The organism is Pseudomonas agronomica, from assembly GCF_025917275.1.
Classification (GTDB): Bacteria; Pseudomonadota; Gammaproteobacteria; order Pseudomonadales; family Pseudomonadaceae; genus Aquipseudomonas; species Aquipseudomonas agronomica.
The window spans coordinates 24,076-50,455 of the sequence record NZ_JAOSHO010000003.1 but is presented as its reverse complement, the minus strand read 5'-3'; the positions used below and the strand labels follow the sequence as shown (position 1 = coordinate 50,455).

Annotated in this window: 23 protein-coding genes; 6 read left to right on the top strand and 17 right to left on the bottom strand. The window is 59.4% G+C overall.

Annotation, left to right across the window (positions count from 1 at the left end; translation table 11 throughout):
- A partial coding sequence (locus OC610_RS00745) for an amino acid permease (RefSeq protein ID WP_264426063.1) occupies window positions 1-546 on the bottom strand: 546 nt, incomplete at its 3' end.
- A gap of 286 nt (window positions 547-832) precedes the next feature.
- Here OC610_RS00745 and OC610_RS00740 point away from each other — a divergent pair.
- On the top strand, window positions 833-2,161 hold the full coding sequence (locus tag OC610_RS00740) for an alginate export family protein (RefSeq protein ID WP_264426062.1): 1,329 nt from the start codon (window positions 833-835) through the stop codon (window positions 2,159-2,161).
- 38 nt (window positions 2,162-2,199) lie between these two features.
- Here OC610_RS00740 and OC610_RS29535 read toward each other — a convergent pair whose 3' ends face one another.
- Complete coding sequence (locus tag OC610_RS29535; RefSeq protein ID WP_269807858.1) at window positions 2,200-3,171, bottom strand: methyl-accepting chemotaxis protein; 972 nt, start codon at window positions 3,169-3,171, stop codon at window positions 2,200-2,202.
- 265 nt (window positions 3,172-3,436) lie between these two features.
- Between OC610_RS29535 and OC610_RS00725 the strand changes: the two genes are divergently transcribed.
- The 4 genes from OC610_RS00725 (at window position 3,437) to OC610_RS00710 (ending at window position 7,750) form a co-directional block, all read left to right on the top strand.
- On the top strand, window positions 3,437-4,414 hold the full coding sequence (locus OC610_RS00725; protein WP_264426061.1) for a helix-turn-helix transcriptional regulator: 978 nt from the start codon (window positions 3,437-3,439) through the stop codon (window positions 4,412-4,414).
- 126 nt (window positions 4,415-4,540) lie between these two features.
- The gene (locus tag OC610_RS00720; protein WP_408636511.1) at window positions 4,541-5,422 is read left to right on the top strand and encodes a transporter; all 882 of its coding nucleotides are present in this window, start codon (window positions 4,541-4,543) and stop codon (window positions 5,420-5,422) included.
- 22 nt (window positions 5,423-5,444) lie between these two features.
- Window positions 5,445-6,608: an MFS transporter gene (locus tag OC610_RS00715; RefSeq protein WP_264426060.1), complete on the top strand. Its 1,164-nt coding sequence runs from the start codon at window positions 5,445-5,447 to the stop codon at window positions 6,606-6,608.
- 35 nt (window positions 6,609-6,643) lie between these two features.
- Window positions 6,644-7,750 (top strand): class II histone deacetylase, encoded by a 1,107-nt coding sequence (locus tag OC610_RS00710; protein ID WP_264426059.1) that lies wholly within the window; start codon window positions 6,644-6,646, stop codon window positions 7,748-7,750.
- A 50-nt stretch (window positions 7,751-7,800) separates the two neighbouring features.
- On the opposite strand, the gene OC610_RS00705 is transcribed toward OC610_RS00710, so the two are convergent.
- A complete protein-coding gene (locus tag OC610_RS00705) occupies window positions 7,801-8,757 on the bottom strand; it encodes a p-hydroxyphenylacetate 3-hydroxylase reductase component (protein ID WP_264426058.1) in 957 nt (318 codons plus the stop codon).
- A gap of 56 nt (window positions 8,758-8,813) precedes the next feature.
- The gene (locus tag OC610_RS00700; protein ID WP_264426056.1) at window positions 8,814-9,983 is read right to left on the bottom strand and encodes a p-hydroxyphenylacetate 3-hydroxylase oxygenase component; all 1,170 of its coding nucleotides are present in this window, start codon (window positions 9,981-9,983) and stop codon (window positions 8,814-8,816) included.
- 237 nt (window positions 9,984-10,220) lie between these two features.
- Here OC610_RS00700 and OC610_RS00695 point away from each other — a divergent pair, with 237 nt between their 5' ends.
- Window positions 10,221-11,708: an aldehyde dehydrogenase family protein gene (locus OC610_RS00695; RefSeq protein ID WP_264426055.1), complete on the top strand. Its 1,488-nt coding sequence runs from the start codon at window positions 10,221-10,223 to the stop codon at window positions 11,706-11,708.
- On the opposite strand, the gene OC610_RS00690 is transcribed toward OC610_RS00695, so the two are convergent.
- The 13 genes from OC610_RS00690 to OC610_RS00630 all read right to left on the bottom strand — a co-directional run bounded on the left by OC610_RS00690 (window position 11,688) and on the right by OC610_RS00630 (window position 26,124).
- Window positions 11,688-12,635 (bottom strand): LysR family transcriptional regulator, encoded by a 948-nt coding sequence (locus OC610_RS00690; RefSeq protein ID WP_264426054.1) that lies wholly within the window; start codon window positions 12,633-12,635, stop codon window positions 11,688-11,690. The two genes, OC610_RS00695 and OC610_RS00690, sit on opposite strands and share 21 nt — an antisense overlap.
- 89 nt (window positions 12,636-12,724) lie before the next feature.
- A complete protein-coding gene (locus OC610_RS00685) occupies window positions 12,725-13,261 on the bottom strand; it encodes a 2,4'-dihydroxyacetophenone dioxygenase family protein (protein ID WP_264426053.1) in 537 nt (178 codons plus the stop codon).
- Window positions 13,262-13,433: 172 nt separating this feature from the next.
- Window positions 13,434-14,456 (bottom strand): LacI family DNA-binding transcriptional regulator, encoded by a 1,023-nt coding sequence (locus OC610_RS00680; RefSeq protein ID WP_264426052.1) that lies wholly within the window; start codon window positions 14,454-14,456, stop codon window positions 13,434-13,436.
- Between the two features lie 149 nt (window positions 14,457-14,605).
- Window positions 14,606-15,568: a cyclase family protein gene (locus tag OC610_RS00675; RefSeq protein ID WP_264426051.1), complete on the bottom strand. Its 963-nt coding sequence runs from the start codon at window positions 15,566-15,568 to the stop codon at window positions 14,606-14,608.
- 59 nt (window positions 15,569-15,627) lie between these two features.
- On the bottom strand, window positions 15,628-16,758 hold the full coding sequence (locus OC610_RS00670) for a glycerol dehydrogenase (protein WP_264426050.1): 1,131 nt from the start codon (window positions 16,756-16,758) through the stop codon (window positions 15,628-15,630).
- Window positions 16,759-16,794: 36 nt separating this feature from the next.
- Window positions 16,795-17,565, bottom strand: a complete 771-nt coding sequence (locus tag OC610_RS00665) for an SDR family oxidoreductase (protein ID WP_264426049.1) — start codon at window positions 17,563-17,565, stop codon at window positions 16,795-16,797.
- A 32-nt stretch (window positions 17,566-17,597) separates the two neighbouring features.
- Window positions 17,598-18,302, bottom strand: coding sequence for an ABC transporter ATP-binding protein (locus tag OC610_RS00660; protein ID WP_264426048.1), 705 nt, complete (start codon window positions 18,300-18,302; stop codon window positions 17,598-17,600).
- Complete coding sequence (locus OC610_RS00655) at window positions 18,295-20,076, bottom strand: branched-chain amino acid ABC transporter ATP-binding protein/permease (protein WP_264426047.1); 1,782 nt, start codon at window positions 20,074-20,076, stop codon at window positions 18,295-18,297. The genes OC610_RS00660 and OC610_RS00655 overlap by 8 nt, the downstream gene beginning before the upstream one ends.
- 11 nt (window positions 20,077-20,087) lie before the next feature.
- Entirely contained in the window at window positions 20,088-21,113 is a 1,026-nt protein-coding gene (locus OC610_RS00650) for a branched-chain amino acid ABC transporter permease (RefSeq protein ID WP_264426046.1), read from the bottom strand.
- Complete coding sequence (locus tag OC610_RS00645) at window positions 21,035-22,246, bottom strand: ABC transporter substrate-binding protein (protein ID WP_264426044.1); 1,212 nt, start codon at window positions 22,244-22,246, stop codon at window positions 21,035-21,037. Before OC610_RS00645 ends, OC610_RS00650 begins: the two co-directional genes overlap by 79 nt.
- Window positions 22,247-22,582: 336 nt before the next feature.
- Window positions 22,583-23,419: an alpha/beta fold hydrolase gene (locus tag OC610_RS00640; protein ID WP_264426043.1), complete on the bottom strand. Its 837-nt coding sequence runs from the start codon at window positions 23,417-23,419 to the stop codon at window positions 22,583-22,585.
- A gap of 98 nt (window positions 23,420-23,517) precedes the next feature.
- Window positions 23,518-24,738 carry an alpha/beta fold hydrolase gene (locus OC610_RS00635; RefSeq protein ID WP_264426042.1) on the bottom strand — a complete coding sequence of 407 codons (1,221 nt, stop codon included), beginning with the start codon at window positions 24,736-24,738 and terminating at the stop codon, window positions 23,518-23,520.
- Between the two features lie 81 nt (window positions 24,739-24,819).
- Window positions 24,820-26,124 carry an MFS transporter gene (locus OC610_RS00630; RefSeq protein ID WP_264426041.1) on the bottom strand — a complete coding sequence of 435 codons (1,305 nt, stop codon included), beginning with the start codon at window positions 26,122-26,124 and terminating at the stop codon, window positions 24,820-24,822.
- Window positions 26,125-26,380 lie beyond the last annotated feature (256 nt).

The window sequence follows — 26,380 nt, the reverse complement described above, 5'->3', positions numbered from 1 at the left end:
CAGGCCCAGTACCGCAAACACCATCAAGGTGGTCCACATGCCGAACGTCAGGATGATCTCGGCCCTGCCGAAGGCGCTGACACCGAACGCATTGAGGACGCCGAACACCACGACGAACCCGACACCAAGCAACCAGGAACCGCCAGCCGATTCCGCCAGGGTATTGAGGTGCTCGAAGTTCACCAGGGCCATGACCCCGGACAGGATGGTTTCAGCGGTACCGGCAAACACATGCACGATCAGGTACGCTGATAACGTGCCGGTGATCGCGAAAAAACGGCCCATGCCGCAATTGATGTAGTCGTAGACCGAGCCGGTGGTCGGCAGGATCGCGGCGGCCTCGGCGAACGTGGTGGCCTGGGCCAGCATCATGACCACCGCGATCAGCATCGCGACCGCGAAGGCGCTGCCGCCGATACCGAAACCCATGGTCGCGGTGAGGATCACCGGGCTGGCCATGATCAACCCGATGGTGCTGGCCAGCGCGGTCGGAAAGCCGACGCTGCCTCGTTTCAAATGCTTCGTAAGCCGGTCATTGATCGACATGGTTCGGATCCTCGAAAGCGGATTTCTGAGTGGATGCATCGAGCCGCACAAGGCACTGGCATTGACGCCCTCCCCAGCCAGTCCTGATCAAAACGACATCGAGCGAAAATCACTGTGCGCCTCGAACACGCTGAGCGTCTTGCCCATGTCTGCCGTGGTTCTTGTTGCTGCCTGCCAGGACACAGGCCTTGGCTGGCAGGATCAATTAGATGGCACGCAGGTGAAAGACTTCCCCGCTCCCGCTCATCTTAATGCGTCCTCGACCTATCCATGCTGGGGAATGACAATGGAGCAAACACCAAAAAACCACTCGCTGCCCAAGGCCGTTGGCCTGGGGATCGCGCTTTTGATCGGCTACTCGTCGGCCCAGGCCTATGAGCTTTATGCCGATGAAGACACCCACCTCAACGCCGACGTCCTGGCCGTCTACGGGCTGTTCAACAGCCGCCACAACTACGATGGCACGCCAGGCGGCTCAACCTGGCGCGAAGGGTTCATCAAGTATGGGCTGAGCGGCGACCAGGGCCTGGCCGGGTACGGCACGGGCTACGGGGCACTCAATTGGGTCAGTTCCGGCACCTGGGGCGACGGCGATGCCGCCGGCAACACCGATGGCTCGGAACGCACCACAAGAATCGAAGACGCCTACCTGGGCTGGCGCTCGGCCGACCTGTTTGCGGCCCTGGGCAAGGACGGCGTGGATTTTTCCGCCGGTCGCCAGGTGGTCAAGCTGGGCCGCGGCTTCCTGATCAACGACGACGGCCCCAACCTGGGCAAGGGCCCGGCCGACGGCGCATTGAATCGCGGGGGCGCCTACTACCTCGCCGCGCGGCATGCCTTCGATCGCACCGCCGTGCTGCGCCTCGGTGGGCAGGACGGCCTGCATGGCTCGATGCTGTGGCTTAAATCCGATAACCGTGCCCAGGCAGAAACCGAGCTGGCGGCGGGCACCCTCGACTACACGGCCGCCGCCGGGACCCTGGGGCTGACCTGGATCCACGGCATCGGTGTCACCGACCAATGGGCCAGCGACTTCCAGAAACAACGCGAAGACCTCGATACCTATAGCCTGCGCGGCGAAGGCAGCGCGGGTATCGAGAACGCCAGCTTCGCCTTCGAATACGCATGGCAGGACAAGGACGCCGGACCGGAAAAAGCCTGGTACGGCGAAGCCGGCTACACCTTCGCCGACGTTGCCTGGGCGCCGAAGCTGACCTACCGCTACACCCGCTACTCGCAAAAATGGGACCCGCTGTTCACCGGGCTCAGCACCGGCTACGGCACCTGGTTCCAAGGCGAGGTGGCCTCCAACTACGCCGGCCCGTTCAACAGCAACACCGGCATTCATCACGTGGGGCTCAAGGCGACGCCCTTGGAGAACCTGACGGTCGGCGCGCTGTACTTCGATTTCAATACCCTGCGCACCCGCGGTGCGCTGAACCTGGACGCCCGGGAACTGGACCTGTACGCCGAATGGGCGGTCAACAGCCACCTGATCATCAGCCCGCTGGTAGGCGTCTACCAACCGAAAAAGGACTCGGACAACGGCGGTAACCAGGTGGGCGGCAACGGCACCAACCTCTATAGCCAACTGACCGTGGCCGTCCCCTTCTGACCCGCTCGGGAGCTGCCTCGCGTAGCTCCTGCAGCGTTCTATTGTTTGTGCTGGTGCAACATCGTCTGGATCTGATGAGTGGCCTGGCGGGTGTTTTCCGCCAGCTTGCGCACTTCATCGGCCACCACCGAAAAACCACGTCCCACCTCTCCGGCCCTGGCCGCTTCGATGGCGGCGTTCAACGCCAGCAGGTTGGTCTGGTCGGCGATGCCCTTGATCACACTCACCACCGTGGCGATCTGGCCGTAGGTGGCCTGATTGTGCTCAAGCAATTGTTGGTGAGTGGTTCGGGCCGACTGCTCGTCACTGATGTCCCGTACCGCACCCAGCACGCGGGTCAGGCGCCCTTGCGCGTCCCGCACGGCGCGACCGCGCTCGCGGCACCAGATGTAGCCACGGGTCTTGTGACGCATCCGATATTCGAACACGTACTCACCGCTGCCACGGGGGGCGAGGATCTCCTGATCGAAGATCGCCATGATCTTGGCCAGATCATCCGGATGGGTGATGCTGACCTGAGCGTCCCAACCATCGGGCAACTCATCGGGGGCGTACCCGAGCAGGAGGCGAAACTGATTGAAAATCCGCATCTGGCTGCGCGGGTCCTGCACGTCACCGTTGACCACGGTGATGTCCCAGCAGCCTTCGGTCATGGTGCAGAGCAGCAGTTCCCAGATCTGCGTTTCCTGCCGATGCTGCTCGCAAAGCCATCGATTGTGCTGCAGCTCGACGTCCAGTTCCGCCTCGCGCTGCCGGGCTTGTTCCAGTTGTTGGCGCAGCGCCTGAAGGGCCTGCTCGTCGGCTGCCCGCTGGGCGGCCTGGTCCTTGGCCAATGCCTCGGCCAATTGTATTTGCCGGTCGGCGCGCGTCCGCTGTTGCGCGAGCTGCGCCAGGCAGGCCTGCACCGACGGGTAAGCCTGCAGCGCCTGGGTATCCAGCGCCTTTCCCGCCACCATCTGCCCGAGGAGTGCAGCGAGGTCCTGCATCGGCTGTTTTCTCTTGAATAACATCGGTCTGTCCTCAGCGCATCGAGTCGAAACGCTGGATCTGATCGCATACCGCGAGGGATTGCTTGTACGAGCCTGCTGCACCGCTTGCGCCTGGCTGCCATGCGCATAAAACCCGACGCCAGGCGCCATCATGCATCTGTAGGATGGTGATCCTCCCTGAACGCGCCGATACTCGTCCCAGGCCCTGCCCCACGTCCATACGACGTTCCGGCCTTAATGACTTCGTGACGAAAACAATAAGAATGTCGCACAGAGGTACTTACGAATGAGCCGTCATGATCATGGTCAAGCCAGCCTCCTCGAGGCGTTCAGCGCAACGACACTGGAGCTTCAGCGCCTGGCGCAGGACAAGGACATCGAACACTTCCACGAGGCGGCACTGAGCTGCATCAGCCAGTTGCTGCCCTTCGACAGCGCGTGGTGGGGCCGTGCAGCGTTGATAGACGGCTTGCCCGAAGAGCACAGTTCATACCTCTATCGACTGCCCCGCAGCTACCTGTCCGACTGGCAGTCGATCCGCCATGTCGATGTGACCATCGACAGGGTCCACGACGCCCCGGGTCAAGCCGTCATCGTCGACATGCGCAGCCCCACGAGCGGCTCCGGCCTCAACTGGCTTGGCGAGTCCTACGCCATTGGCGAGTTGCTGTGCGTGGTGTATGTCGACCCTCAAACCCATCTCAGCGATCACCTCACGTTGTACCGCGTGCCTGATGCCGCGCGCTTTACCGAACACGACTGCCTGTTGTTGACCCACCTCATGCGTCATCTGGTAGCCGCAGTTTCGGCCAATCAGATTCGCACCTTGGTGGCCATGCGCGAGGCCCTGACCCACCCACGCAATCTCGCCCTCGCCGTGTGCGACCAGCACGGCACCCTGCACTGCGCCGAACATGGCTTCATAGATTTGCTGTTGAGCGAATGGCCCGACTGGACCGGCCCTTGCCTGCCGGTGGCGATGGATGCCGAAGGGTATGAAGGCAAGCACTTGCAGGTCGAAGCCTCGACAGTTGGCGACCTTTACCTGCTGGCCGCCCGTAGCCGGACGGTGCTGATGCAACTGAGCCCAAGGGAAAACGCCGTGGCCCAGGGTTTCGGCGAAGGCAAGACTTACAAGGAAGTCGCCCGGGACCTGGGCATGTCCCCCAACACCGTGCGTCATCACATCCGCGCCATCTACAGCAAACTCGGGGTCAAGGACAAAGCCCGAATCGCCCATCTGCTGCACGCCCCACCTGACTGATCCGTACCGCTGACTCGCTCTGATTTTTTGGCGGCCTTTTTGGCTGCCAAGGGATGCCTTTGCCTTTTTTCCTCTGCCGATAACGGGCGATCCGTTCGCCGCACAACAACTCAAAGAAGAGACGCAATGTTCATGACCAGAACCCACACCCGCAACGCAGCACTGGCTCTCATCAGTGGCCTGTCGAGCCTGCATGCCAGCGCCGCGGACCTCAATGCCCGGGACTTCCTTGGCGCGCCTCCCGGCACCACCCTGGGCGTGGTCTATTTGCCGGCAAGCCGCGCCAACGATTTTCACGGCCCGGCTGACAGCACTGGCAAGGCCGACCTCAAGGTCAACGCCGTCGCGTATCGCCAGGTGTTTTTCACTGACATCTGCGGCACCCTCTGCACGCCACAGTTCATCATCCCTTTCGCCGACATCAACGCCCGACTGCCGGGTGCCAGCCAACACACGGGCGAAAGCGGGTTTGGCGATCCTCAGGTCGGCGGCACCGTGTTCCTGATCAACGACCCTGCCTCTCGCACTTACAGCGGCTTGCTGACCCTGATTACCCTGCCAGTGGGCGAGTACCACAGCCAGAATCCCGATGTATCGCCCGGGGCCAATCGTTGGGGGGCGACCTTCGTTTACAACTACACCCAGGGCATCGGCGAAAAATGGGTATTGGAAGCCAACCTCGAAGCCCAACTCTACGGCAAGAACGACGACTACTTTGGCGGCGAGCTGAAACAAGACCCGTTGTATCGCCTGCAAGCCTTCGCCTCCTACGACTTCACACCCGCCACCTATGGCGCACTGCGGCTGATCCATGCCGATGGCGGCGAACTGCGGATCAATGACCAGCGCATCGACGACACCCACAAGCGCTACACCCAAGCGGGTTTCGAAGTCGGTCATTGGCTCGATAAACAGAACCAGGTGATGTTCAGCCTTTCGCAGAACGTCGCCACCGACAACGGCTACCACGGCACCGACGCACTGCTGCGCCTGGTCCATGTGTTCTGAATCCACTCATCGGAGTTTGACCATGAACACCCGGACCAAACCGCTAGGCAATCATCGCTCGCTGGCTTCATCGCAATGGGCATTGCTGGCAGCCATTGTGCTGTTCGCCGCCATCACACCGACCATCCTCATGACCGCACCGGCCGTGGCGGCGCAACTGGCGCTGCAATGGCAGTTGAGCCCGTCACAGATCGGCGATCTGTTCTCGACCGAACTCGGCGCCATGAGCCTGGCCACCCTGCCCGCGCTCTGGTGGCTCAAACGTGTCGACTGGCGCCGCGCCGCATTGGTGGCGGGGATCGTGTTTATTGCAGCCAACCTGCTGTCGATGCTTGCCCACGACTACTCCGCGCTGCTGGCCTTGCGTTTCTGCAGCGCCCTGGCCGGCGGCTCATTGATGATCATCTGCCTGTCCAGCGCAGCTTCGACGTCCAACCCGGGCCGCGTCTATGGCTTATGGGTCATGGGGCAACTGGTGGTCGGGGCGATTGGCTTGAGCATCCTGCCACGCCTGTTCGAAGACTATGGCCTGTCAGCCTGCTACTTGATCCTCGCCGCATTGATGAGCGCGTTCCTGCCGCTGGCGCGTTACTTTCCCCAGGGCAGCCCACCGCCTGAAACAGCGACCGAACACGTCGCCCTCGCGTCGAAATGGAAGGCCGCACTGGGCATCCTTGGCATCCTGAGCTTCTACATCAGCCTGAGCGGTGTCTGGACCTTTATCGGTTCCATCGGCACCCAGGCCGGCATCTCCGCGCAATCCAGCGGTGAGGTCCTGGCGCTCGCCACGGTGATGGGCATTGTCGGTGCCGGCTGCGCCTCGCTGATCGGTGATCGCTTGCCACGCTTGCTGTTGTTGCTGCTGGGTTACGGACTGATGGCGGGCTCGGTGCTGCTGCTGCGCGAACAACCCGACCTGCTGCGCTTTGCGGTGGCGGCGTTGCTGTTCAAGTTCACCTGGACCTTCATCCTGCCGCTGATCCTGGCCTGCCTGGCCGACCTCGACCACTCCGCAAAACTGATGAACGCCTCCAACCTGGTGATCGGCGGTGGCCTGGCCATCGGCCCGACCGTCGCTGGCCGGCTGATCGAAGCCAGTGGCGGCTTCCAATCGCTGCTGGTCGGCGGTGCGTGCATCACCCTGCTGTCCCTGGCGTTGATGCTAAGCAGCCGCCCAACCGCATGAATGGCCTTATTTACCCTAGAAAAAATGGAAAGACGATGAGCCGACAATGTGCATTTTTCTTCGACGAACTCAGCCTCTGGCACAGCGCCGGGCTGCATGCCCTGACCTTGCCTGCAGGTGGTTGGGTGCAGCCACCTGCCGCCGCCGGCCACGCCGAATCGCCGGAAACCAAACGGCGGTTGAAGAGTTTGCTGGACGTCTCCGGCCTGACGCGCCATCTACAGGTGCGCAGCGCCCCTTCGGCCACGCATGAGGACCTGCTGCGGGTGCATACGCCTGAGTACTTGCAACGCTTCAAGGCGATGAGCGATGCCGGCGGCGGCGAATTGGGACCGAACGCGCCCATCGGCCCCGGCAGCTATGAAATCGCCAAGCTCTCCGCCGGCCTGGCCATGGCCGCGGTAGAAGCCGTGCTGTCCGGCGAGGTTGACAATGCCTATTCCCTGTCACGCCCGCCGGGCCACCACTGCCTCGCCGACAGCGCCATGGGCTTCTGCTTCCTGGCCAATATCGCCATCGCCATCGAAGCCGCAAAAGCGCGCAGTGGCCTGGGCAAAGTCGCGGTGATCGACTGGGACGTGCACCATGGCAACGGCACGCAATCAATTTTCGAAGCGCGGGATGACGTGCTGACCCTTTCTCTTCATCAAGACGGCTGTTTCCCACCCGGTTACAGCGGCGAAACGGATCGCGGCCGCGATGCGGGGTTGGGGGCAAATATCAATATTCCGTTGCCGCCCGGCAGCGGTCATGACGCTTACCTCTACGCGATGGAGCGCATCGTGATCCCGGCCTTGGAACGTTTCGAGCCGGAGTTGATCATTGTCGCCTGTGGTTACGATGCCAATGCCGTCGACCCCTTGGCACGGATGCTCTTGCACAGTGACTCGTTCCGGCAAATGACTCGCTGCGTACGCAAGGCAGCCGAACGGCTGTGCCATGGCCGTCTCGTGCTGGTGCATGAAGGCGGGTATTCCGAAGCGTATGTGCCGTTTTGCGGGCTGGCCACCGTCGAGGAACTGGCGGGCGTGCGGACTGAAGTCATGGACCCGATGTTGGACTTCGTGCAACTGCAACAACCGAACGAGGCCCTGGCGGCGTTCCAACGACGCTGGATCGACAGGTTGGCCGAAGCGCACTGAAGGTGACGCAAAAAAAACCGAGGCCTTGAACGGCCTCGGTTTTTTTACGATCAGCAGTGGCGGATCAACTGCTTCAGGACCGTCTTGAACGTCTCGATCTGTTCTTCATTGAACTCGGCGAACACCATCTCCTGCTGTTCGCCCGCGATCGCCCAGAGGGCCTCGGTCTGCTCGATGCCGGCAGCGGTCAACCGTACGCCATCGGCATCGTCGCTCACCCATCCTCTGCGCTTGAGGTTGGCCACGGCCTCCTCGATTTCCCGCACCGGCATGGCCACTTCCCGCAACAAGTCGCTGGGGCTGAGCCTGGCGTCGTTCTCCAACACCATCAACATCCGCGCCTCATTGGTGCGCAGGCCGGTGGACAGTTGGCGGGGCTGGTAGCTGGATTGGTAGGCGCGCACGGCCTGGGTCATCAAGTAGTACAGATTGTGGCTCAAGCGCCCCTGGAAATGGCTGCTGGGCGGTTGGCTGTCGTCACGCCTGGTCATGCGCGTGTGCGGCAGCACCATGGAATAGGCGCCCTGATGGTAGAGCAGCGGCGCGCGACCGAAGTCATCGAAAGCTACCACCTTGCCGATCATGATCCAGTGATCGCCGCCGTCAACCTGCTGGTATTTCTCGCAGTGAAACCGCGCCGCACAATCAGCGAATACCGGCGCCCCGCCTTCCCCAGGCTGGTACTCGATCTCCGCGAAGCGATCGTCCTTGGGCCGGGCGAAATTGTTCGACAGGTCGATCTGGTCCGCCGCCAGGACGTTGACCGCGAAGTGGCTCGCCTGTTCGAACACCGCATGGCTGTTGGAGCGTTTGTCGAGGCTCCACAGCACCAGCGGCGGGTCGAGAGACACCGAGTTGAAGCTGTTGGCGGTGACGCCCACTTTCTGGCCGGAGGCCGTGGCGGCGGTGACCACGGTCACCCCCGTGGCAAAGTTACCCAGGGCGCGGCGAAAGGCCCGTGGGTCGAAGGTCGATTCAATCGCGACGCAAGCGCTGTTATCAGACATGCAAGACTCCCGGACGGCGTGAAGCGCCGTCCTCATTGTTGTTATCAGGAACCGCTTCAGGCCAGGCTCGGATCGGGCTCCAGGCCCATCAGCTCACGGCCGAGGATCTGCGCACAGACGTCGTAGTCGGTGTAGGCATGGGCGCCGGTCATGTGCGAATCGCGAAACAGGCGCTGCATTTCGTTGTGTTCGAACCAGGCATTGCCACCCGCGGCTTCGAACAGGCGATCCACCGCCTGGATGCACATCTTGGTGGCGTACGCTTGGTTGGTGCGCCAGAACGCCAGGGTTTCGCGGCTTGGGTAGCGTTGCTGTTCACTGTGCTCGGCATGCTCCGCCCAGGTCTTTTCCAGAAAGGCGCGCGCCGCGGCGACCTGGTGCGTCGACTCGGCCAAGCGCATCAAGGCCGGCGTTGCCGCACCGACCGCCGCGCCGGTGTAGGCACGCACCCGGGTCCTGGTTTTTTCGCGGAACACTTCGAGCATCCGCTCGGCGACGCCCAGGCTCACGGTGGAGAAGCCGCTGGCAAAATAAGGACGGTACGGCGAATAGAACACCTTGCTGTCGGGGTACAGGCCGAAGCCTGCGGACTTGCCCTCCATCATGTCCTTGGCCTTTTGGATACGGTGCTCCGGCACCCAGGCCTTGTCGATGATCAAGGTCTTGGTGCCGCTGCCTTTCATGCCGGCGGCAAACCAGTCGTCGCGGATCTGATAATCACTGCGCGGCAGTACCGCGAAGCAATAATCCTGGGTGCCCTCGGCATTCGGCCGACGGAAACCGACAATCGCCCATTCGGCGTGGTCGCACCCGCTGCTCCAGCCCATCTCGCCGCTGAACAGCACACCGTCCTCGACTTCCTCGGTACGACCAAAGGGCGCGATGCTGCTGCTCGCCGTGGCATTCGGATCCAGGCCCCAGACTTCCTGCTGCAGTTTGGCAGAGAACAGTGCCAATTGATGGCTGTGGGTGCACAACAGGCTCATGGCCCAGGCCGTGCTGGCACAGGCCCCGGCGAGCAAGGCGATGCAGTCGGCGAACTGTGGCAGCGACAATTCCATGCCGCCGAACGCTTTGGGCTGGAACACACGGTGCAGGCCGATGCCCTTGAGCAAGGCAATATTCTCGGCGGGTACCTGGCGGTCTCGCTCGGCCTGGAAAGCGTTGGCCGCAATAACCGGCAGGATGGACTTGAGGTCTTCAAGGAGCGGGTTTGGCTTTTTCATGGATGGCCCTGCTTTATTATTGGATGTCCGGCGGGCCTTGAAAAACGAGGCCGGGCGCCGGATGCAGGACCAGTATGGAGCGGGCCTTCCGGGCATGAAATGCACGTTCCAGAGTCAAGATTGTACTTTTCACAGGCGTGGCAGCCACGGTCATGGCGACCGGCAGGCACAGTCAAGCCTGGGATTGCCCAGTGGATTAACTTCACGGTTTTCTTTGTTCACGCGCAGGAAAACCCCATGAGCGATATTCCATTGCTGCCTCAGGTCGAAGCCTTCCTCAGTCGACAACATGCGTTATTTATCGACGGCGGCTACGTCCAGAGTCATGCCCGCCAAACGCTGCAGGTGATCAATCCGGCGACAGGCCAAGTCATCGCCGAAGTCGCGGACGCCGACCCGGCCGATATCGACGCGGCCGTGGCGTCAGCGCGCCGTGGCTTCAAACAGTGGAGCCAGGTCGCACCGGCGACACGCGGCAATGTACTGTTCAAACTGGCCGACCTGCTTGAACAACACCGCGAGGAACTGGCGCAGATCGAAACCTGCCAATCGGGCAAGATCATCCAGATTTCCCGAGCCTTCGAAGTCGACCAGGCCGCGCATTTCCTGCGCTACTACGCGGGCTGGGCCAGCAAGATCAGCGGCCAGACCATCACCCCGTCGCTGCCATCATTCGCCGGTGAGCGTTATACCGCCTTCACCCTGCGTGAGCCGGTTGGGGTGGTCGTGGGTATCGTGCCGTGGAATTTCTCGACCATGATCGCCATCTGGAAACTCGCCTCGGCACTGGTGACCGGCTGCAGCATCATCATCAAGCCCAGTGAGTTCACCCCGCTGACGCTACTGCGAATCACCGAACTGGCCATTGAAGCCGGCCTGCCTGCGGGTGCGTTGAACGTGCTGACCGGGGGCGGCCTGGTGGGCAAAGGCCTGGTCGAGCACCCGGGCACGGACAAGGTTTCGTTTACCGGTTCGGTGCCAACCGGCATCGCTGTCGGCCAAAGTGCCATGGGCGCCGGCCTGACCCGCGCCACGTTGGAGCTTGGCGGGAAAAACTCGGCGGGTTTCCTGCGCGATGTCGATCTGGACAAGGCGGTCAACGGCATCATCGAGGCCGGCTTCCTTCATTCCGGACAAATCTGTGCCGCCGCCGAGCGGTTCTTCGTCCATCGGTCGCAGATCGATCCGGTGATGGAAAAACTGGCGCAACGCTTGAGCACGCTCAACATCGGCTCCCCCCTGGATGAGCGCACTGAATTCGGCCCGGTCACCCATCGCCAGCATCAACTCAAGCTCGGTGAGTATTTCGCCAAGGCGCGAGCAGAAAACAACACCATCATTCATGGCGGCAACCTGATCGACCGTCCGGGCTGCTATGTCGAGCCGACGGTGATTCTCGCTAACACGGTCAACGACACACTGCTCCGCGAAGAAACCTTCGGCCCGATTGCGACTTTTTTCCCTTACGACACCGAAGACGAACTGCTGGAGCTGATGAACAACACGCCTTATGGCTTGAGCGCCAGCCTCTGGACCAATGACCTGGGCAAGGCGTTGCACATGGTACCCGCCATCAACGCCGGAACCGTCTGGGTGAACATGCACACCTTGCTCGACCCGGCGGTACCATTCGGAGGCAACAAATCCTCGGGCGTGGGCCGCGAGTTTGGCAGTGCCTTCATCGACGACTACACCGAACTGAAGTCAGTGATGGTTCGCTACTGAAACGGACGCTCCGCCTGAACTCGAATTCACCTTCCAAGGGTTCTCGCGCCACTTGTTCTGAAAGAAGTCGATAAACACCCGGATGCGCGGACTCAGGTGTTTTCGATCGGAATAAAGCAAATAAATCGGTTCGATGACGCCCGATTTGAAATCCTCCAGCAGCGGCACCAGCGTTCCGGCTTTCACGTCGAGCCCGATGTGAAAGTCGGCCAGTTTGACGACCCCAGCCCCTGACAACGCCATGTCTCGCAGCAGATCACCTTGAGTGAACGATGCACTGGCTTTGACCGGGACTGATACGCCCTCTCCCTCCTGAAGGAACGACCACTTGTTCCAAGGGCTCACGAAGCTGAAGTTGAAGCAGCGATGATCCAGCAGGTCTGCTGGCGATGCGGGAGTGCCATGCTCAGCGAGGTACTGGGGCGACGCGCAGATCAGCCACTGACATTCGCCTATGCGCTTGGCGATACGTGATGAACTGGGCAGCACTCCACTGTGGATGGCGATGTCGAGGCCCTGTTCAAAATGGTCGACAAATTGAGCGCCCAACTGAATTTCGACGTCCAGTGATGGATACAAGTCCAGGAACTCAGGCAGCCAAGGTACGATCTGGTGCTTGGCAAAGGACGTCATCGTATGGATTCGAAGGGTGCCACTGACTCTGGAGGGCAATGCTTCTGCCAGGGAATCGGCCTCGTTCATCGCTTCGACAACGGCCTTGGCACTGCGCAGGTAGGCGGCCCCTTCCTCAGTCAGCGTGAGGATGCGCGACCCTCTCTGGAACAGTCGAACCTGCAGCCTGTCCTCCAAGCGAGTGATCAACTTGCTGACGGCCGAGGGAGTGATGTGATGCGCGCGAGCGGCAGCAGAAAAGCTTCCGCACTCGGTAGACCAGATAAAAGCGAGTAGCTGGGAGTAATTATCCATAGCCTATCCAAGCGTAAGTATTCAGGCTGATATTCCCCTGGACAGCCATCGAAAAAACGCGCCGAAGCGCGTTTTTCATACGGTCCGGATTACCGAATGAACTGCTCGATGTAGTCGTCCGGCAAACCCAATGTCTTGTAGTGTGCCCGGGCGGCCTCAAGCTTGGTGAAGACATCCTCGTAGCCCACTGCGACGCCCTGGGGATCGACGTAAGTGTAGCCCCCTTGGACGTGGAACCAGGTGATCATTTCCGACACGTCTTCAGGTACGAAAAGGGTATGGGTTTCACCTGGCGGCTCATACGCAAAGGAGCCTTCTTCGGCCACCCAATCGTGCTCGAGGTAGTACCAGCGCCCCTTCAGGACGATCGCATGCACGCCACCGGTGTGGCGGTGACGGGAAAGCACGCCGGCCTGGCGCACGCGCAGCAGGTTGATGTAATAACCGCCACTGGTATTGAGCAGCAGCGGTTTGAAGGAGACGGATCTGGTGACCGGCACCCACAGCTCGTCATCCTCGAGCCATTGGGTCATGACCCCAGGATGAACCATATCAGGCGTCATGTAGGGGACTTGGGGCAACTGGTACGGAATCGCGAGTTCATCGGGTTTGACAGGAGTATTCATTATCAGGCCTCTCGGTTTTTATTCACGAATTCACAGCACGTTGGTTGCGCCCTGATTTCGGCTGACTGAAAGGTTATGGCAGCGATACCTTGATGAAAATAGCTACAAATTCACACCACCTGTGACGTCCGCTCACAGGATTTCATGCATGAATCTGGATCTTTGTTTGCCCCTACCAGGCCTTTGCAGGGGCAGTGCTCTGTCTGACGATCAGGTCAATCTGTACGCGATCACGCTTGGCGACCGGACGACCTTCAATCATCGCAACGATGTTGCTGGCGCTGCTGATGCCAATGTCCGTGGCAGGCACGCGAACAGTCGTGAGCGCAGGTACCGAGACCGCTGCGAACTCCATGTCATCAAACCCCGTGATCGACAATTGCGACGGCACATCGATGCCTTGCAAGCGTGCCTCTGCTATGGCGCCCATGCAGGTGACGTCCGTACTGCAGACAATCGCAGTGGGCCTGGGCGTCAACTCCATTGCCATCCTGAGCCCCGCTCGGCCGCCCTCCAGCGTAAACGGCTGCTCGATGATCCGATTGGGCGCAAGCTCGATCCCTGCGTCCTTCAATGTCTGCGTCACGCCCTTGAGCCGGTACTTGGCCCGCTCGTTATAGGCCACAACGCCACTGATCATCGCAATGTCCTTGTGGCCCAGGTCCAGGAGATGCCTGGCTACCATGCGCCCGCCCTCCTCGTTGCTGAAGCCGACGCAATGGTGAGGGTGAGAACCATCCAATGACCACATCAGGATGAAGGGGCAATGCGAGGCATTCAGTGCGTCATAAACCGCAGGCCGATGCTCGGTCCCGACCAGCAGCAAACCCTCGACGCCGCGCTCGATCATGTTGCGCACACTGATCAGCTCACGTTCCGGATCGTATTCATGTGAGGAAATAATCAGGTGGTAACCCAGTTCATTCAGGCGCTGCTGAAGCGCCTGCACGGCGTCGGCGAAAACGGGGATGTTGAAGGTGGGGAAAATGGCGCCGATGCTATGAGTCCGGCGCGAAGCGAGTGCTCTTGCGGCTCCATCTCGAACATAACCGAGCTTGAGCACCGCCGCCGCCACTTTTTCGAGCGTCGCCGGCTTGACCAGATGCGGAGTCGAGAGTGCACGGGACGCACTGCCAATGGAAACGCCCGCTAGTTCGGCAACGTCTTTGAGTTTGGGCTTTTCAATATTTTTCATCGCAAGGTCAGCATTCCTTGATCGGCTCGGCTTCCTGGCCTCGATTGTTCGAGACGGGACCGGTCGTCATGCTAACAACTATTTAAATTCGAAGGGGTCATTTGAATGCAGAAAAAGAGGGGATCGACCGATCCCCTAAAGCGTTGCACCTACTTGATCACGATCGGGTTGACCGGCGCCCCCGTACCGCCCACCACTTTCAAAGGCGCGGCCGTATAAAGAAATGTCCATTGGTTATCCTCGGCGCAATCCGCCGCCAGAGGGTCCAGTTGTGCGATTTCGGTCAGCGTGACGCCCAGGTTACGCATCAGCGCGTTATGAAGAGGCAACGCCACGCCCGACACAGGGTCAACGGTCACTTCGTTGGCAATGGTGTCCGTCACGAGATTGGGAATTTCCATCTCGTGAAACCAATTGACCAACTCCGGACTGTAGGTAAGTCCGGGCTCGATGAAATCCTTATAGAACTCCTCTGGATCCCGATAGTAAAAAGAGCCGATCCAGCCCGTCCTGATGATCAGGATGTCGCGCTTTTGAATGGTTACGCCCTGGGCGTGCGCGGCATCCATCAAGTCCAGGTGATTGAACGTCTCGCCTGGATCGAGTACGTCCTTACCGCGAAAACGCGCCATGTCGATCAGCACCCCGCGCCCCACGACGCCTCGCTCGCCGATCGGCGCGACGCTGGCCTTGGCGAGTGAACCGATGGTGGTATCAGCGCTGTAGCCATTCCAGATTTGATCGTCGTACCAGACGTGCCCCAGCGCATCGTATTGGGTCGACCCTTGCAGATGGAAAAACATCACGTCATCGGCATATTCATAGGAGCCCGGAAAGTGCGGTCCCTTGCCGCAGTTGTAATGGCCCCGGTCCATGACATTCATCCGCTTCGCCTGCGAGCGCCCCGGCCAGATCGGGTCGCCTTTTGGGTCGGCCATTCGCACTTGCAACGTGAAGGTCTTGCCTTGCCTGACCTCGGCGACGCCCTTGAGCACTTCAACACCCGTCAGATAATTGAGGGCACCTACTTCGTCATCCGGGCCCCACTTGCCCCAGTTTTTTGGCGAGTCTTTCAGCAGTTCATGAACATGAGGCACCGTTTTTTCGTTCATTTCTTCGATCTCACTTTTATAGTTGTAAAGCCGCAAGGTGGCCGTTGAATAACAGCGGTTCACAAGGCGGATGACGTCACGTTTTTCAGGCGCGAGCCTATGTGGTCAGCCGCTGCCAACCCACTGACAAGGCGCTCGTAATTCAAGGGCGGATTCATGTTCCTGGCGTAGGCAGCCGATAAGGTCGCCTGCACCATGGTGTCGATCTGAGCGGTGGTGAACGGAGTGTTCTGCCCCAATTCGGCGAATGTGACGGGCAGCTTCACATCACGCAGCAGGCGGGCAACCTTATCGATCTCCTCGACGGGACGCCCCTCCACCGCCATCTGGACCAACGTGCCGAAAGCCACCAACTCACCGTGCAGCATCGACGCCATCGCCGGTATGGCCGTCAACCCTCGTACCAGTGCGTGGGACAGGGACAGCCCACCACTTTCAAAACCCACACCGCTGATCAACACGGTGCCTTCGATGACCCGTTCGACGTCGTCGTTGACTTCTTTACGACAGACAGCCTGGTAAGCCGACACGCCAGACTGCATCAGCGTGTCGAAAACCATAGTGGTCAGCATCAGCGCGGTGTGCAGCGCCGGTGTTCCGAAGGAGTTATTGCCGCCTGCGGAGTGGCACTGATGGGCTTCGAATTTTTTACTGATGGCGTCGCCAATACCCGCAGCAAAAAAACGCGCCGGTGCCTGAGCGATGACGTGAGTATCAACGATGACCGCAGAGGGATTCATCTTCAGGAATTCCACCCCGACCACTTTATGATCATCGTCGTAGAGGACGATCAATCGACTGGTGGGGGCATCGCTCGACGCAATGGTCGGGCAGACGATGATCGGGACATCAAGGTTGACCGCCAGGCCTTTCGCCGTATCGATGGTCTTGCCGCCACCCAGCGCGATGATGGTGTCCGGCGAGTGAATCAAGGCTTGTTCCGACAGCCGGGCGATGGCCGCACGCGTGCACTCACCCGGGAACTCAATGTGCAAAGCCGCGAAGCCGTCCGCTTGCAAGGCAGCGCCGACCTGCGGCCATAAATGCCGGGCAACAAACTCATCGCACAGCACCAGCGGACGCGCTCGCCCCATGTCCGTCAGTACCCTGCCTAACTGTTTCAAAGCGCCAGGCCCCTGCTCGTACCGTCCGGGGAAACCCATTGTTTTAACCATGATCGACGCCCTCAAGAGTGGCTACCGTGTGAAACCGAGCGACTTCACCAGTCATCGCATCAACCATCCGCCCGCCACGTCGACGACTTGGCCGGTAATAAAATCGCTTTCACTGGAGGTGAGAAAACACGCGGCCCGGGCCACTTCCAGCGGAGTGCCCAGCCGGCGCAACGGCGTCTCGTCGACAACGGCCTGATTGGCCTGTGCTGAAACGGTCTTGAGCAAAGGGGTTTCAATCCGCCCTGGCGCCAACGCATTTGCCGTGATTCCGAACGGCCCCAGCTCGCCGGCCAGGTGACGGGTAAAACCGATGATCGCCGCCTTGGTGGCGCTGTAGTGAGCCGCGACAATCGGCAAAAACGCGCTGCCAGCCACCGAGGACATGTTGACGATGCGCCCGAAGCGGCGCTCCACCATGCCCGGTGCCAGCACTCGGACGAGGTTGAAAGAGCCGTTGAGGTTGATATCGACCACCCGCTGCCACTCCTCGGGTGCCATCGTCCAGATCGGTGCAGGCGTGCCGTCGTGTTTGGGCGATATACCGGCGTTGTTGATCAAGGTATCGATCGGGCCCAATTCGTCGATCAAGCGTTCACAGGCATCAGCGCACGCTTGATAATCCGCAACATCGGCCTGCGCCCAGCCGACTGTAAAACCTGCTTCGCGCAGTGACTCGGCGTGCTGTTGCACCTTCGCGGCGTCAGCATCGACCAGCGCCACCACGGCGCCTTCCTCGCAGTACAACTGCGCAATGGCCGCGCCGATGCCGCTGCCGGCGCCGGTGACCAGTACGGTACGACCGGAGTGTCTGGAATCTGTCATGACCTGTCCTCGTCTTATTGCAAAACTGATAGTCAAAGGCCCAGGTAGGCACGCTTGACGTGAGGGTTCTCAAGCAACTCCTGACCGGTGCCGCTCAGCACGACTTCGCCGTTTTCGAGCACATAGCCGCGATCAGCAATGCGCAGGGTATGGACGATGTTCTGCTCGACGATCAGCACGGTGGTGCCCAACTGCAGGATCTTGTTGATGATCTCGAATACTTGGGAAACGAGCAGCGGAGACAGGCCCAGCGACGGCTCGTCAAACATCAGCAATTTAGGTTCGGCCATCAGGCCACGGGCAATGGCGACCATTTGCTGCTCGCCGCCCGAGAGCGTCCCGGCGTTCTGATCCAAGCGCTCGCGGACCCGCGGGAAAAGATCGAGGACATCGTCGAGACGCTTCTTGTAGCCCGCCCGAGCGCTGCGTTTGTAGGCGCCCATCAACAGGTTGTCGCGCACGCTGATGAAGGGAAACAACTGCCGCCCTTCTGGAATCAACGTGAGGCCCGCATCGACAATCTGATCCGGGCGATTGCCCTCGATGCGTTGTCCTTCGAATTCGATCGTGCCCTGGGAAGGCGTGACAATGCCGCACAAGCTGCGCAAGGTCGTGGTTTTACCGGCACCGTTTGCGCCAACGATGGTGACGACCTCCCCGGCATTGACCTCGAAGGACACGCCGCGAAGGATTTCAGTGCCGCCATACCCGCTATGGATGTTATTGAGTTTAAGCATGGCTGTACTCCTTGCCGAGATACGCTTCGATGACCTGGGGATCGCTGATCACATCGTTGGGGGCGCCCTGCATGAGAAGCGCGCCCGAGCTGATCACGACAATACGGTCCGACAAGCTCATCGTGGCTTGCATGAGGTGCTCGATCATCAAGACGCTGACGCCCGAATCGCGGACCCTGCGAATGACCGCGATCGCCTTGGCGACATCTGTCGGGTTGAGTCCGGCCATGACTTCGTCCAGCAACAGGATTCGCGGACGAGTGGCCAGGGCACGCGCCATTTCAAGTCGTTTCATACCGCCGACCGTGAGGTTGCGCGCCCGCGTGTCGAGCAGAGCGGTGAGTTCGGTCAGTTCCGCGACCTGCTCGGCGACCACCCTCGCCTGCTTGGCATCAGCCGTGTGCATGAAGGCACCGAGCATGATGTTTTCGCAGACACTCAGATCAGCGAACGGCTGAACGATCTGGAAGGTGCGCCCAATACCCGCCTTGGCGAATTCCGCCGGGCTGCTCGGGGTCACCCATTCGCCATTGCGCAGGCGAACCTTGACCTGGCCTTCGGAGGGCAAGAGAAAACCGGAGAGCTGGTTGAAGACGGTGGTCTTGCCGGCGCCATTCGGACCGATCACGCCAACGATTTCGCCCTCGGCCAGGCTGAGTGAAACGTCGTTTGTGGCGTGCAGTCCACCAAAGTACTTATGCAGATTTTCCGCTACCAGAATAGGCTCGCCCCGTGTGGCCGAGGATGCTTCGGGCAAAGGTGTCTTTATCGCTCCGTCAGGACCTTCAACGGGGCGGCGACCGCCGGGCAAGGCGTCGATCCAGCCAAACACGCGCGCACCGAATCGTCCCACCACGCCTTGAGGAATCGTCAGCACCACGACCACCAACACGACGCCGTAGACCAGGCCATGTACACCGCTGCTCAAGTCCCCCAACCAGCCGCGCGCCAACTCTGCCAATGGCAGCACCAGCATCGTCCCGATCAGAGGACCCGAGACCGTGCCCAATCCGCCAATGAGGGCAAACATGGCGATCTGGATGGACATCTCCAGGGAAAACATTGAGCCGGGTTCGATGAAGGTCAGGTACATCGCATGGAAACTGCCCACCAGGCTGGTGAGGAATGCCGACAGGATCACGGCGATCAGTTTGACCTTGACCGAGTTCACACCCACCGCATGCGCCGCGTCTTCACGTTCGCGAACAGCAATCAGGTAGTAGCCCAGACGGGAGTTCTTGATCTTCCACGACACGGCCAGGGTAATGATCAGGAAGCCAAAGGCGATCAGCAGGTAAGGCCAGCGAGGGCGAAACAGCATCCACTCGACGCCCAACTTGAGGGGGACGCCCAAGCCTGCGGCGCCGCCCGTCACGTCGTGTTGGTTGATCGCCATCAAACGCACAACCTCCAACACCGCAATCGTTGCCAAGGCAAAAAACGGCCCGCGCAACCTGAAGCATGGCCAACTGATCAGCACCGCCACGATGGACGACAGGATCGCGCCAACAAACATCCCAATCCATGGGCTGATGCCGAGATTGATCATCAGCAGTGTCGTTGTGTAGGCGCCCACTCCATAAAACACGGCATGGCCAAGCGAGAGCTGACCGGCGAAACCGCCCACGATGTTCCAGGCGCTGGCAAGCGCGGCATAACTGCAGATCAAGATGAACAGGTGGTAAATGAACGGTGAGTCAGCCGTCAGGGGAATAACCAACAACAGCGCCAGGGCCAACACACTGACATAGACACGCGGGTGCGAAATTTTCATGACCATTCTCCTTACTCAGACCCGCGACCGGCGCCAAAAAGACCCGTCGGGCGGAACACCAGGATGCCCAGGAAAATCGAGAAATAGACGACCTCCTTGAGGTCCGGCGCGATGTAGTAACCGGCGAGACTGTCGACGATGCCGATCAGCATCGAGCCAACGAGAGCACCGGACAGGCTGCCCAGTCCTCCGAGCACAACGATCACGAATGCAGTCAGGACAAAGAACGTACCAACCGTTGGGAAGACCGGGTACTGAGGCGCGATCAGACCTGATGCGATACCCAGGCAGGCGCAACCCAGGCCGAACGCGAATATGTAGATTTTCTTGACGTTGACGCCCATCAATTGCGCGGCGTTACGATGTTGGGCAGTGGCCCGAACAGCTCGTCCCAGGAAGGTGTTCTGCAAAAACCAGTGCAAGCCTGCGACCAGGGCAATTGACATCGCGAAGGTAATCAACTGACCGCTGCTTACACGAAATGCGCCCATGCTGACCGCACCGGTCCCGAGACTGATGTTCTGCACCGTCATGACGTCGGCGCCGAAGATCAACAGCGCGCCGTTCATCAAGGCGATCGAAACACCCACGGTGGCAAATATCTGGATATGCCCTTCGGCGCTGAGCAGCGGCTGGATGATGAACCGCTGCATGGCGGCCCCCGCGGCGAACAAGATGATCGTGGTGGGAATGATCGCTACATAGGGATGAATGCCAAAGTGCGCGTTCATCAGATAGACCGCGTACAGCCCCATCATCAGGAACTCGCCGTGGGCGAAGTTGACGACCCTGACGATGCCGAAAATAAGGGTCAGGCCGATGCTGATGATGGCCAGCGTGCCACCGAGCAATAAGCCGTTCAAAAGGAGCTGAATAAAAATTTCCACGGTTTGCGCCCTCTTTGCGCGCGAACGAACCCGTGAAGCCCAGCAATCGAGCTTCAGCAGGGTTGCAGGCTTCAGGGTTGGTCGGAAAAACGGGCTTTTGCTACGGCTGCCGCTTCGGGGTAGACGGTTTTCAACAGTCCGTTCTGCCACTGCATGATTGCGGTGTTGGCGCGCTGGTTCTGGCCGTTCTCAGCGAATTTGGCGCCGATGCCTGCGGCCGTTCCACCCGCAGGAGTATCCACGCTCGCCACCGATGCGCGGATGGCATCAGCCTCCAACGAAGGACTTTTTTCCATGGCATCGAGGAAGATTTTTGCGCCAACATAGTTGATCAGGCTGTGGCCTGAGCGCGGCTCGCTACCGAAGCGATCCTTATAAGCTCTGGTGAACGCGCTGATACCCGGCGCACCGTTTTCATTGGTTTGGAACTGAGGGAAATCCACATCCAGAACACCTTCCATGTTTTCTGCGCCGACAACTTTTACCGTGTCCTGCATGGAATAACCGCCACCGGCCCCGATCACGGCTTTAGGTTTGAAACCGGCTTCACGGACCTGACGGAAAAACAGGGTCGTATCGTTCTGGTAACTGGTCTGCAACACCACGTCCGCTTGCGACCCTTTCAAACGCAGGATAAGCGATGAGAGGTCCACGGCTTTGGCTGAATAGGGCAACACCTCGACCACGCTCAAGCCCTTCTCTTGCGCCAGCTGCTTCTGGAACCCGGCGATGGTCGTGCCGTACAACGCGTCTTCGTGAATGATCGCAATCTTGAGCTGCTTGGGATCAACCTTGAGCGAGGGCGCCACGATTTCAGTAATGGCGGTAATGGTGCCTTGCGCGAAGTTTTTCGCGGTTGGATTGCTACGCATGACGTATTTGAGGTCACGCTCGGTGATGTTGTCCGAAACTGCGCCCAGCTCGAAATACGGCACACCGGCCATTTCCGTAACTTGGGTGGCGGCAAATGAAAGCGCTGAAGAATAGCTGCCGAACACGGCGGTGACATTTTCAACAGACGTCAGTTTCCGAGCGGCACCTACCGCCTGGCCTGCATCGACCGCATCGGCCTTGAGTAATTTTATTTGCTCGCCCTTCAAGCCTCCAGCAGCGTTACGCTCCGCCACGGCGATTTCAAGGCCACGATAGCTCTCATCTCCAAGCAGAGCCAGAGAACCACTGAAGGGATAGAGAGCACCCATTTTGACGTCCGCATACACGGCAATTGGCGTGGTCAGGGAAAGCAGGACGCAGGCGGTTTTAGCCCAGTTTTTTGTACTCATTGTTGTTATCTCCTGGTTTGGAGCCAGCGCACCGGGGCACTATTTGAACCGTTTCATATTTTTCTTTTAGTGCGTGTCAAAGCCAACGCGCACGTGTGCATGAAAGGTTCGCTTTTAGATTTGTTATCAATCAAGCTAATTTATGAAGCGCTTCATATTTATTGCCAGAAACTGAGCAGTGTCAAGCGCATGGCTGTGGCCTCCTGTCTGAAAACGCTTCAGTTTTATTAAGTCACGGGAGCGGAAAACGCCAAAGCCTCCGCGCCGTGCAAAAGCGGTAATTGCTCGCGAAAACGTCAGCTTTTTTAAATGCAGCGAGCCAAGAATGCCGTTCCTCTATACGCGTGGATCGGAGTAGAACTCGATGATCGCGGGAAGCACCTGCTCGGGCGCTTCCAAGGTCGGGCTATGCCCTATCTTGCCGAGGCGAATGAGTTTCGAATTGGGCAGCTCTCGCTTCATTTCATCGGACCACGCCGGAGGGCGCGGCATGTCTTCCTCTCCGTTGATGATCAGCACTGGGATTTGGATCGAAGACAACAGCGCGACAGAGCTTTCGCGGTGCATAACGCCTTTCATGGCAGGACGCAGCGTTTTGGGCAGCGCCTCAATGCGCTTGCGCCAGAACGAGATCAGCTCCTTCTTTTCGGGGTTGTTACGCGTAGTCTTGCCGAACATCACTTCCATGGTCATCTCGAGAATGTCACCGGTGAACCCTTGTTCACCCGCGTCGATAACCCATTGCGCAAAACGCGCTCCTTGCTCCGGCGGCTCACCGCAGGCCGAAGATCCAGCCACCACCAGGGATCGAAACAGGTTTTGGTGCTTGGCGATCAGTCGAAAGGCCACATCGCCGCCCATCGACTGAGCCATGACGTTGATGTCCTTCAACTGCAGCGCTTCAATCAACGCGGCCATGTCGTCAGCGCACTGGTCCATGGTGATGATATCGACATCGTCCAGTGCGCTTTTGCCCTGCCCTCTGAAGTCAGGGCGTACGACCCGAAACTTTCCTGCAGCTGCCTCGACCAGGCCATCGAACATCGCTCCGTCGAGAAAACAGGAATGAAGACAAAGAACGACGGGAAGATGGGCCTCGCCTGTATCTTCCACCCAAAGCGTCGTGCCATTGACCTGAACGTTTTTACCTTGCGAATTGGCGACCGGCAGCATGTTGATTCTCCTCGAAGACCAGCTTTCAAATAAGCAAGCGAGGCATTGCACGCCTGCTCACTTTTATTTTTGTAAGATGAAGGGTTGCTCGGAGCGTGTCAGCTTGTGCTTCCAAGCCCTGCTTCACGCAGGAAGCTTCGGACGGTGTCGCAGAATTCAAGAGGGTTCTCGGTCATTGGGTAGTGCCCCGTGCCAGCGAGCACGGCGATCTTGCTGCCGGGAATTCTTGATGCCGTTTCTTCGACTTTTTCCTGATAGACCAACCAATCAGCATCACCGCGCAGCAACATCACCGGCGCCTTGATTTTTCCTACCTCGCAGCGCTGATCGAAATTGGCGTAGCCGGTCAGGTCTCCACGCATGACTTGCGGCGTAGTGCGGGAGATCTGCCAGACCACTTCCTGGGCGCGGTCGGGCGGCGTCCGATAACCCGTCATCGAACGCGACCATGCGCCAATGATTTGCGTGCCGTTCATGAGCAGCATGTCGAGGAAGAAATCCGAGACTGTCGGCGTGTAATCAGCCCCTTCGGCTGAAATGATCGCGCTGTAGGCGTCAGGGTTACGGGCGCCCAGCTCCAATACGAGATTGCCTCCCATGGAACATCCGATGATTGTCGGGCGTTCCAGCCCCAGGGCCTGCATCAAGCGCTCGTTGAACTCGGCGTGGCGTGTCAGGCTATGAAACGGACCGGAGGCTGGTAGCTCCGACTTTGAATGACCGGGTGCATCGACTGCAATCACCCGAAACTCATCCGACAAGCCATCAAGCACATGGCGATACATGAGCGAGTCCTGGGACGCGGCATGGAAGCAGACGATGGGGTGACCCTGCCCCGCTTCCTCGTAATAGACGCGAACACCATCAACGGTGATGTAGTGCCCAGTGGTTTCCTTGCCCGACGGTTTGGGGCCGGGGGACCAGGAGACGCGGCTTTCCCCTTTTGGCTTGCCGACACGCTTCATCGCATCAAACGCCCGGGCCATGACATCTACGTATTGCCAGGCCGCGACAACATTCCCTTCTAACTCAAGCCTGCCCAGTCCTGGCGAGAGAGCCTCGAACCAGTCAATCTTGCCATCCAGAACGCGCTGCCATTCATCATCCGGGCCGGAAACGACAATATCGGCTCCCAATGGACTCCCTTCGGGAAAAACCGCGACGACCTTGCCAGATAGAACCGCCAGGGTGGAAAAACCACTGTCGTGCTTGAACTGGATCCGTCCATCGAAATAGCGCGCCGCGGCTGTCCAGTCAGCGTCGCTGTTGAGCTCCTCGGCGAACTGATTCAACCACTGACCATCTTTTATGAGTGTCATGTAATTTCTCCTGACATTGGACATCCCACGAGGGATTTTTTATAGGTTGCAGGCATTACGCATGGCGTGAGCCGAAGGGTCTCAGGTCGCCATGTTGCAAGAGGCTTTGGACACCCACGCTTTGTCGTGCTTGAGGAACCATCCCGTGGTTTCCCGGGTGAAGAAAGCCGTAACCAGCGCGGCTATGATCATCAGTCCGGAAATGAAATAGAGGGCGTAGTTGTAGCCGGAGGCTTGATCGAACCCACCACCGGCGCCGATGAACATGCCGATCACAAAGGGACCGAAGCCGCCTGCGTAAATCCCCACGTTGACAATGGAACCGGCGATGCCTGTGGTGCCAGGTTTGGCCGAGTCAAAGGCAATCGCATAGAGCAGCGTGTAGGGCGCGTTCATGGCAAACCCGGCGAACAGTTGGATGCAGATCAGCCAGGTCAGGCTTACCGACGAGAACTTGAACAGGTACATACCGATTGCCAGCCAGGCGAACACAATCACCAGGCATAACTTGCGACCCAGCCGATCCGAGATCCAGCCCCAGGCTATTTGCCCAAGACCGCCGGTGATGGTGAACAGCACCGAATAGGCGGCTGCCTCGGCAAAGTTGTAATGAGCCACGAAGGCCAGGTATTGCGGCAGCCAGAAACTGATGCCGAAATAACCGACGATGGCGAGCATCGAGACCAGGGCGATGGTGCTGATGTTCGGGTTGCGGATGGCGGAGCGAAAAGCACCTTCGGGAGCTACCACCGTCCCTTGCGCCGCGCTCAGTGCCGGAACGGTTTCACCGACATCACGTACATGATCAACGAAGGACTCGTAGCGTTTTTTGGTGCAGAACCACCAGTAGATCGAGAAGATGATGATCATTGGCACGGGGAACAGCAGGAACGCCAGGCGCCAGTTCTCAGGACCGTAGGCGTTCAGCAATGCACTGATTGCCAGGCCGCCGATCAGCGTCCCCCACGGATAGCCCGTGTGGTGCAGGCCCAGCGCAAAACCGCGCCGCTCACGCGACCACCATTCGGACAGGGACGTGACTTCAATTGCCTCACCCGCACCACCGAACGCGTGGGAGACCACCTGCAACGCGACGAGCATACCCAGTGAGGCGGTGAGAAAATTCAAACCGGTCAAAAAGGTAAACAGGGTGTAGGCAATCACGATCGGCAGGTGGCGATATTTCCTCATCCAGCCCTGCCCGCCTTTGTCTGCCCAGATCATGCAAGGCACGGCGATCAATGATGTCGCAATGGTGATGAACGCTGCGAGTAGCCCCGTCAGCTCGGCGCTGGTCTTGAACTCGCTGGTGATCGAGGGCAATACCATGAAGAACATCTGACGTGAGTTCGCATCCATGGCATAGACCAGCCAGAGCAAAGCCATTGCTCCCCATGAGGCGGCACCCGCTCCTTTGGACACCCGTGTAAACGACGGAACAGCACCAGCTTTTTCTTGAGCGAGTCCCATAGGATTATCTCCCGTAGATGTTATTTTTATTGTCCCTACAGATGATCAGTGCACAGCACATACATCGTCGGCGTTACAGATGACCAAGAACATGGGAAGTGTTCCAAGCCACCGTATCCAAGATTACGGCTCGACGAGATTTGATGGATATAGCTAGAAAATCACACCTGCT

Coding starts and splice junctions, on each gene's coding strand:
- OC610_RS00740 (WP_264426062.1), top strand. CDS start 833: ATGGAGCAAACACCAAAAAACCACTCGCTGCCCAAGGCCGTTGGCCTG.
- OC610_RS29535 (WP_269807858.1), bottom strand. CDS start 3,171: ATGTTATTCAAGAGAAAACAGCCGATGCAGGACCTCGCTGCACTCCTC.
- OC610_RS00725 (WP_264426061.1), top strand. CDS start 3,437: ATGAGCCGTCATGATCATGGTCAAGCCAGCCTCCTCGAGGCGTTCAGC.
- OC610_RS00720 (WP_408636511.1), top strand. CDS start 4,541: ATGTTCATGACCAGAACCCACACCCGCAACGCAGCACTGGCTCTCATC.
- OC610_RS00715 (WP_264426060.1), top strand. CDS start 5,445: ATGAACACCCGGACCAAACCGCTAGGCAATCATCGCTCGCTGGCTTCA.
- OC610_RS00710 (WP_264426059.1), top strand. CDS start 6,644: ATGAGCCGACAATGTGCATTTTTCTTCGACGAACTCAGCCTCTGGCAC.
- OC610_RS00705 (WP_264426058.1), bottom strand. CDS start 8,757: ATGTCTGATAACAGCGCTTGCGTCGCGATTGAATCGACCTTCGACCCA.
- OC610_RS00700 (WP_264426056.1), bottom strand. CDS start 9,983: ATGAAAAAGCCAAACCCGCTCCTTGAAGACCTCAAGTCCATCCTGCCG.
- OC610_RS00695 (WP_264426055.1), top strand. CDS start 10,221: ATGAGCGATATTCCATTGCTGCCTCAGGTCGAAGCCTTCCTCAGTCGA.
- OC610_RS00690 (WP_264426054.1), bottom strand. CDS start 12,635: ATGGATAATTACTCCCAGCTACTCGCTTTTATCTGGTCTACCGAGTGC.
- OC610_RS00685 (WP_264426053.1), bottom strand. CDS start 13,261: ATGAATACTCCTGTCAAACCCGATGAACTCGCGATTCCGTACCAGTTG.
- OC610_RS00680 (WP_264426052.1), bottom strand. CDS start 14,456: ATGAAAAATATTGAAAAGCCCAAACTCAAAGACGTTGCCGAACTAGCG.
- OC610_RS00675 (WP_264426051.1), bottom strand. CDS start 15,568: ATGAACGAAAAAACGGTGCCTCATGTTCATGAACTGCTGAAAGACTCG.
- OC610_RS00665 (WP_264426049.1), bottom strand. CDS start 17,565: ATGACAGATTCCAGACACTCCGGTCGTACCGTACTGGTCACCGGCGCC.
- OC610_RS00660 (WP_264426048.1), bottom strand. CDS start 18,302: ATGCTTAAACTCAATAACATCCATAGCGGGTATGGCGGCACTGAAATC.
- OC610_RS00655 (WP_264426047.1), bottom strand. CDS start 20,076: ATGAAAATTTCGCACCCGCGTGTCTATGTCAGTGTGTTGGCCCTGGCG.
- OC610_RS00645 (WP_264426044.1), bottom strand. CDS start 22,246: ATGAGTACAAAAAACTGGGCTAAAACCGCCTGCGTCCTGCTTTCCCTG.
- OC610_RS00640 (WP_264426043.1), bottom strand. CDS start 23,419: ATGCTGCCGGTCGCCAATTCGCAAGGTAAAAACGTTCAGGTCAATGGC.
- OC610_RS00635 (WP_264426042.1), bottom strand. CDS start 24,738: ATGACACTCATAAAAGATGGTCAGTGGTTGAATCAGTTCGCCGAGGAG.
- OC610_RS00630 (WP_264426041.1), bottom strand. CDS start 26,124: ATGGCTTTGCTCTGGCTGGTCTATGCCATGGATGCGAACTCACGTCAG.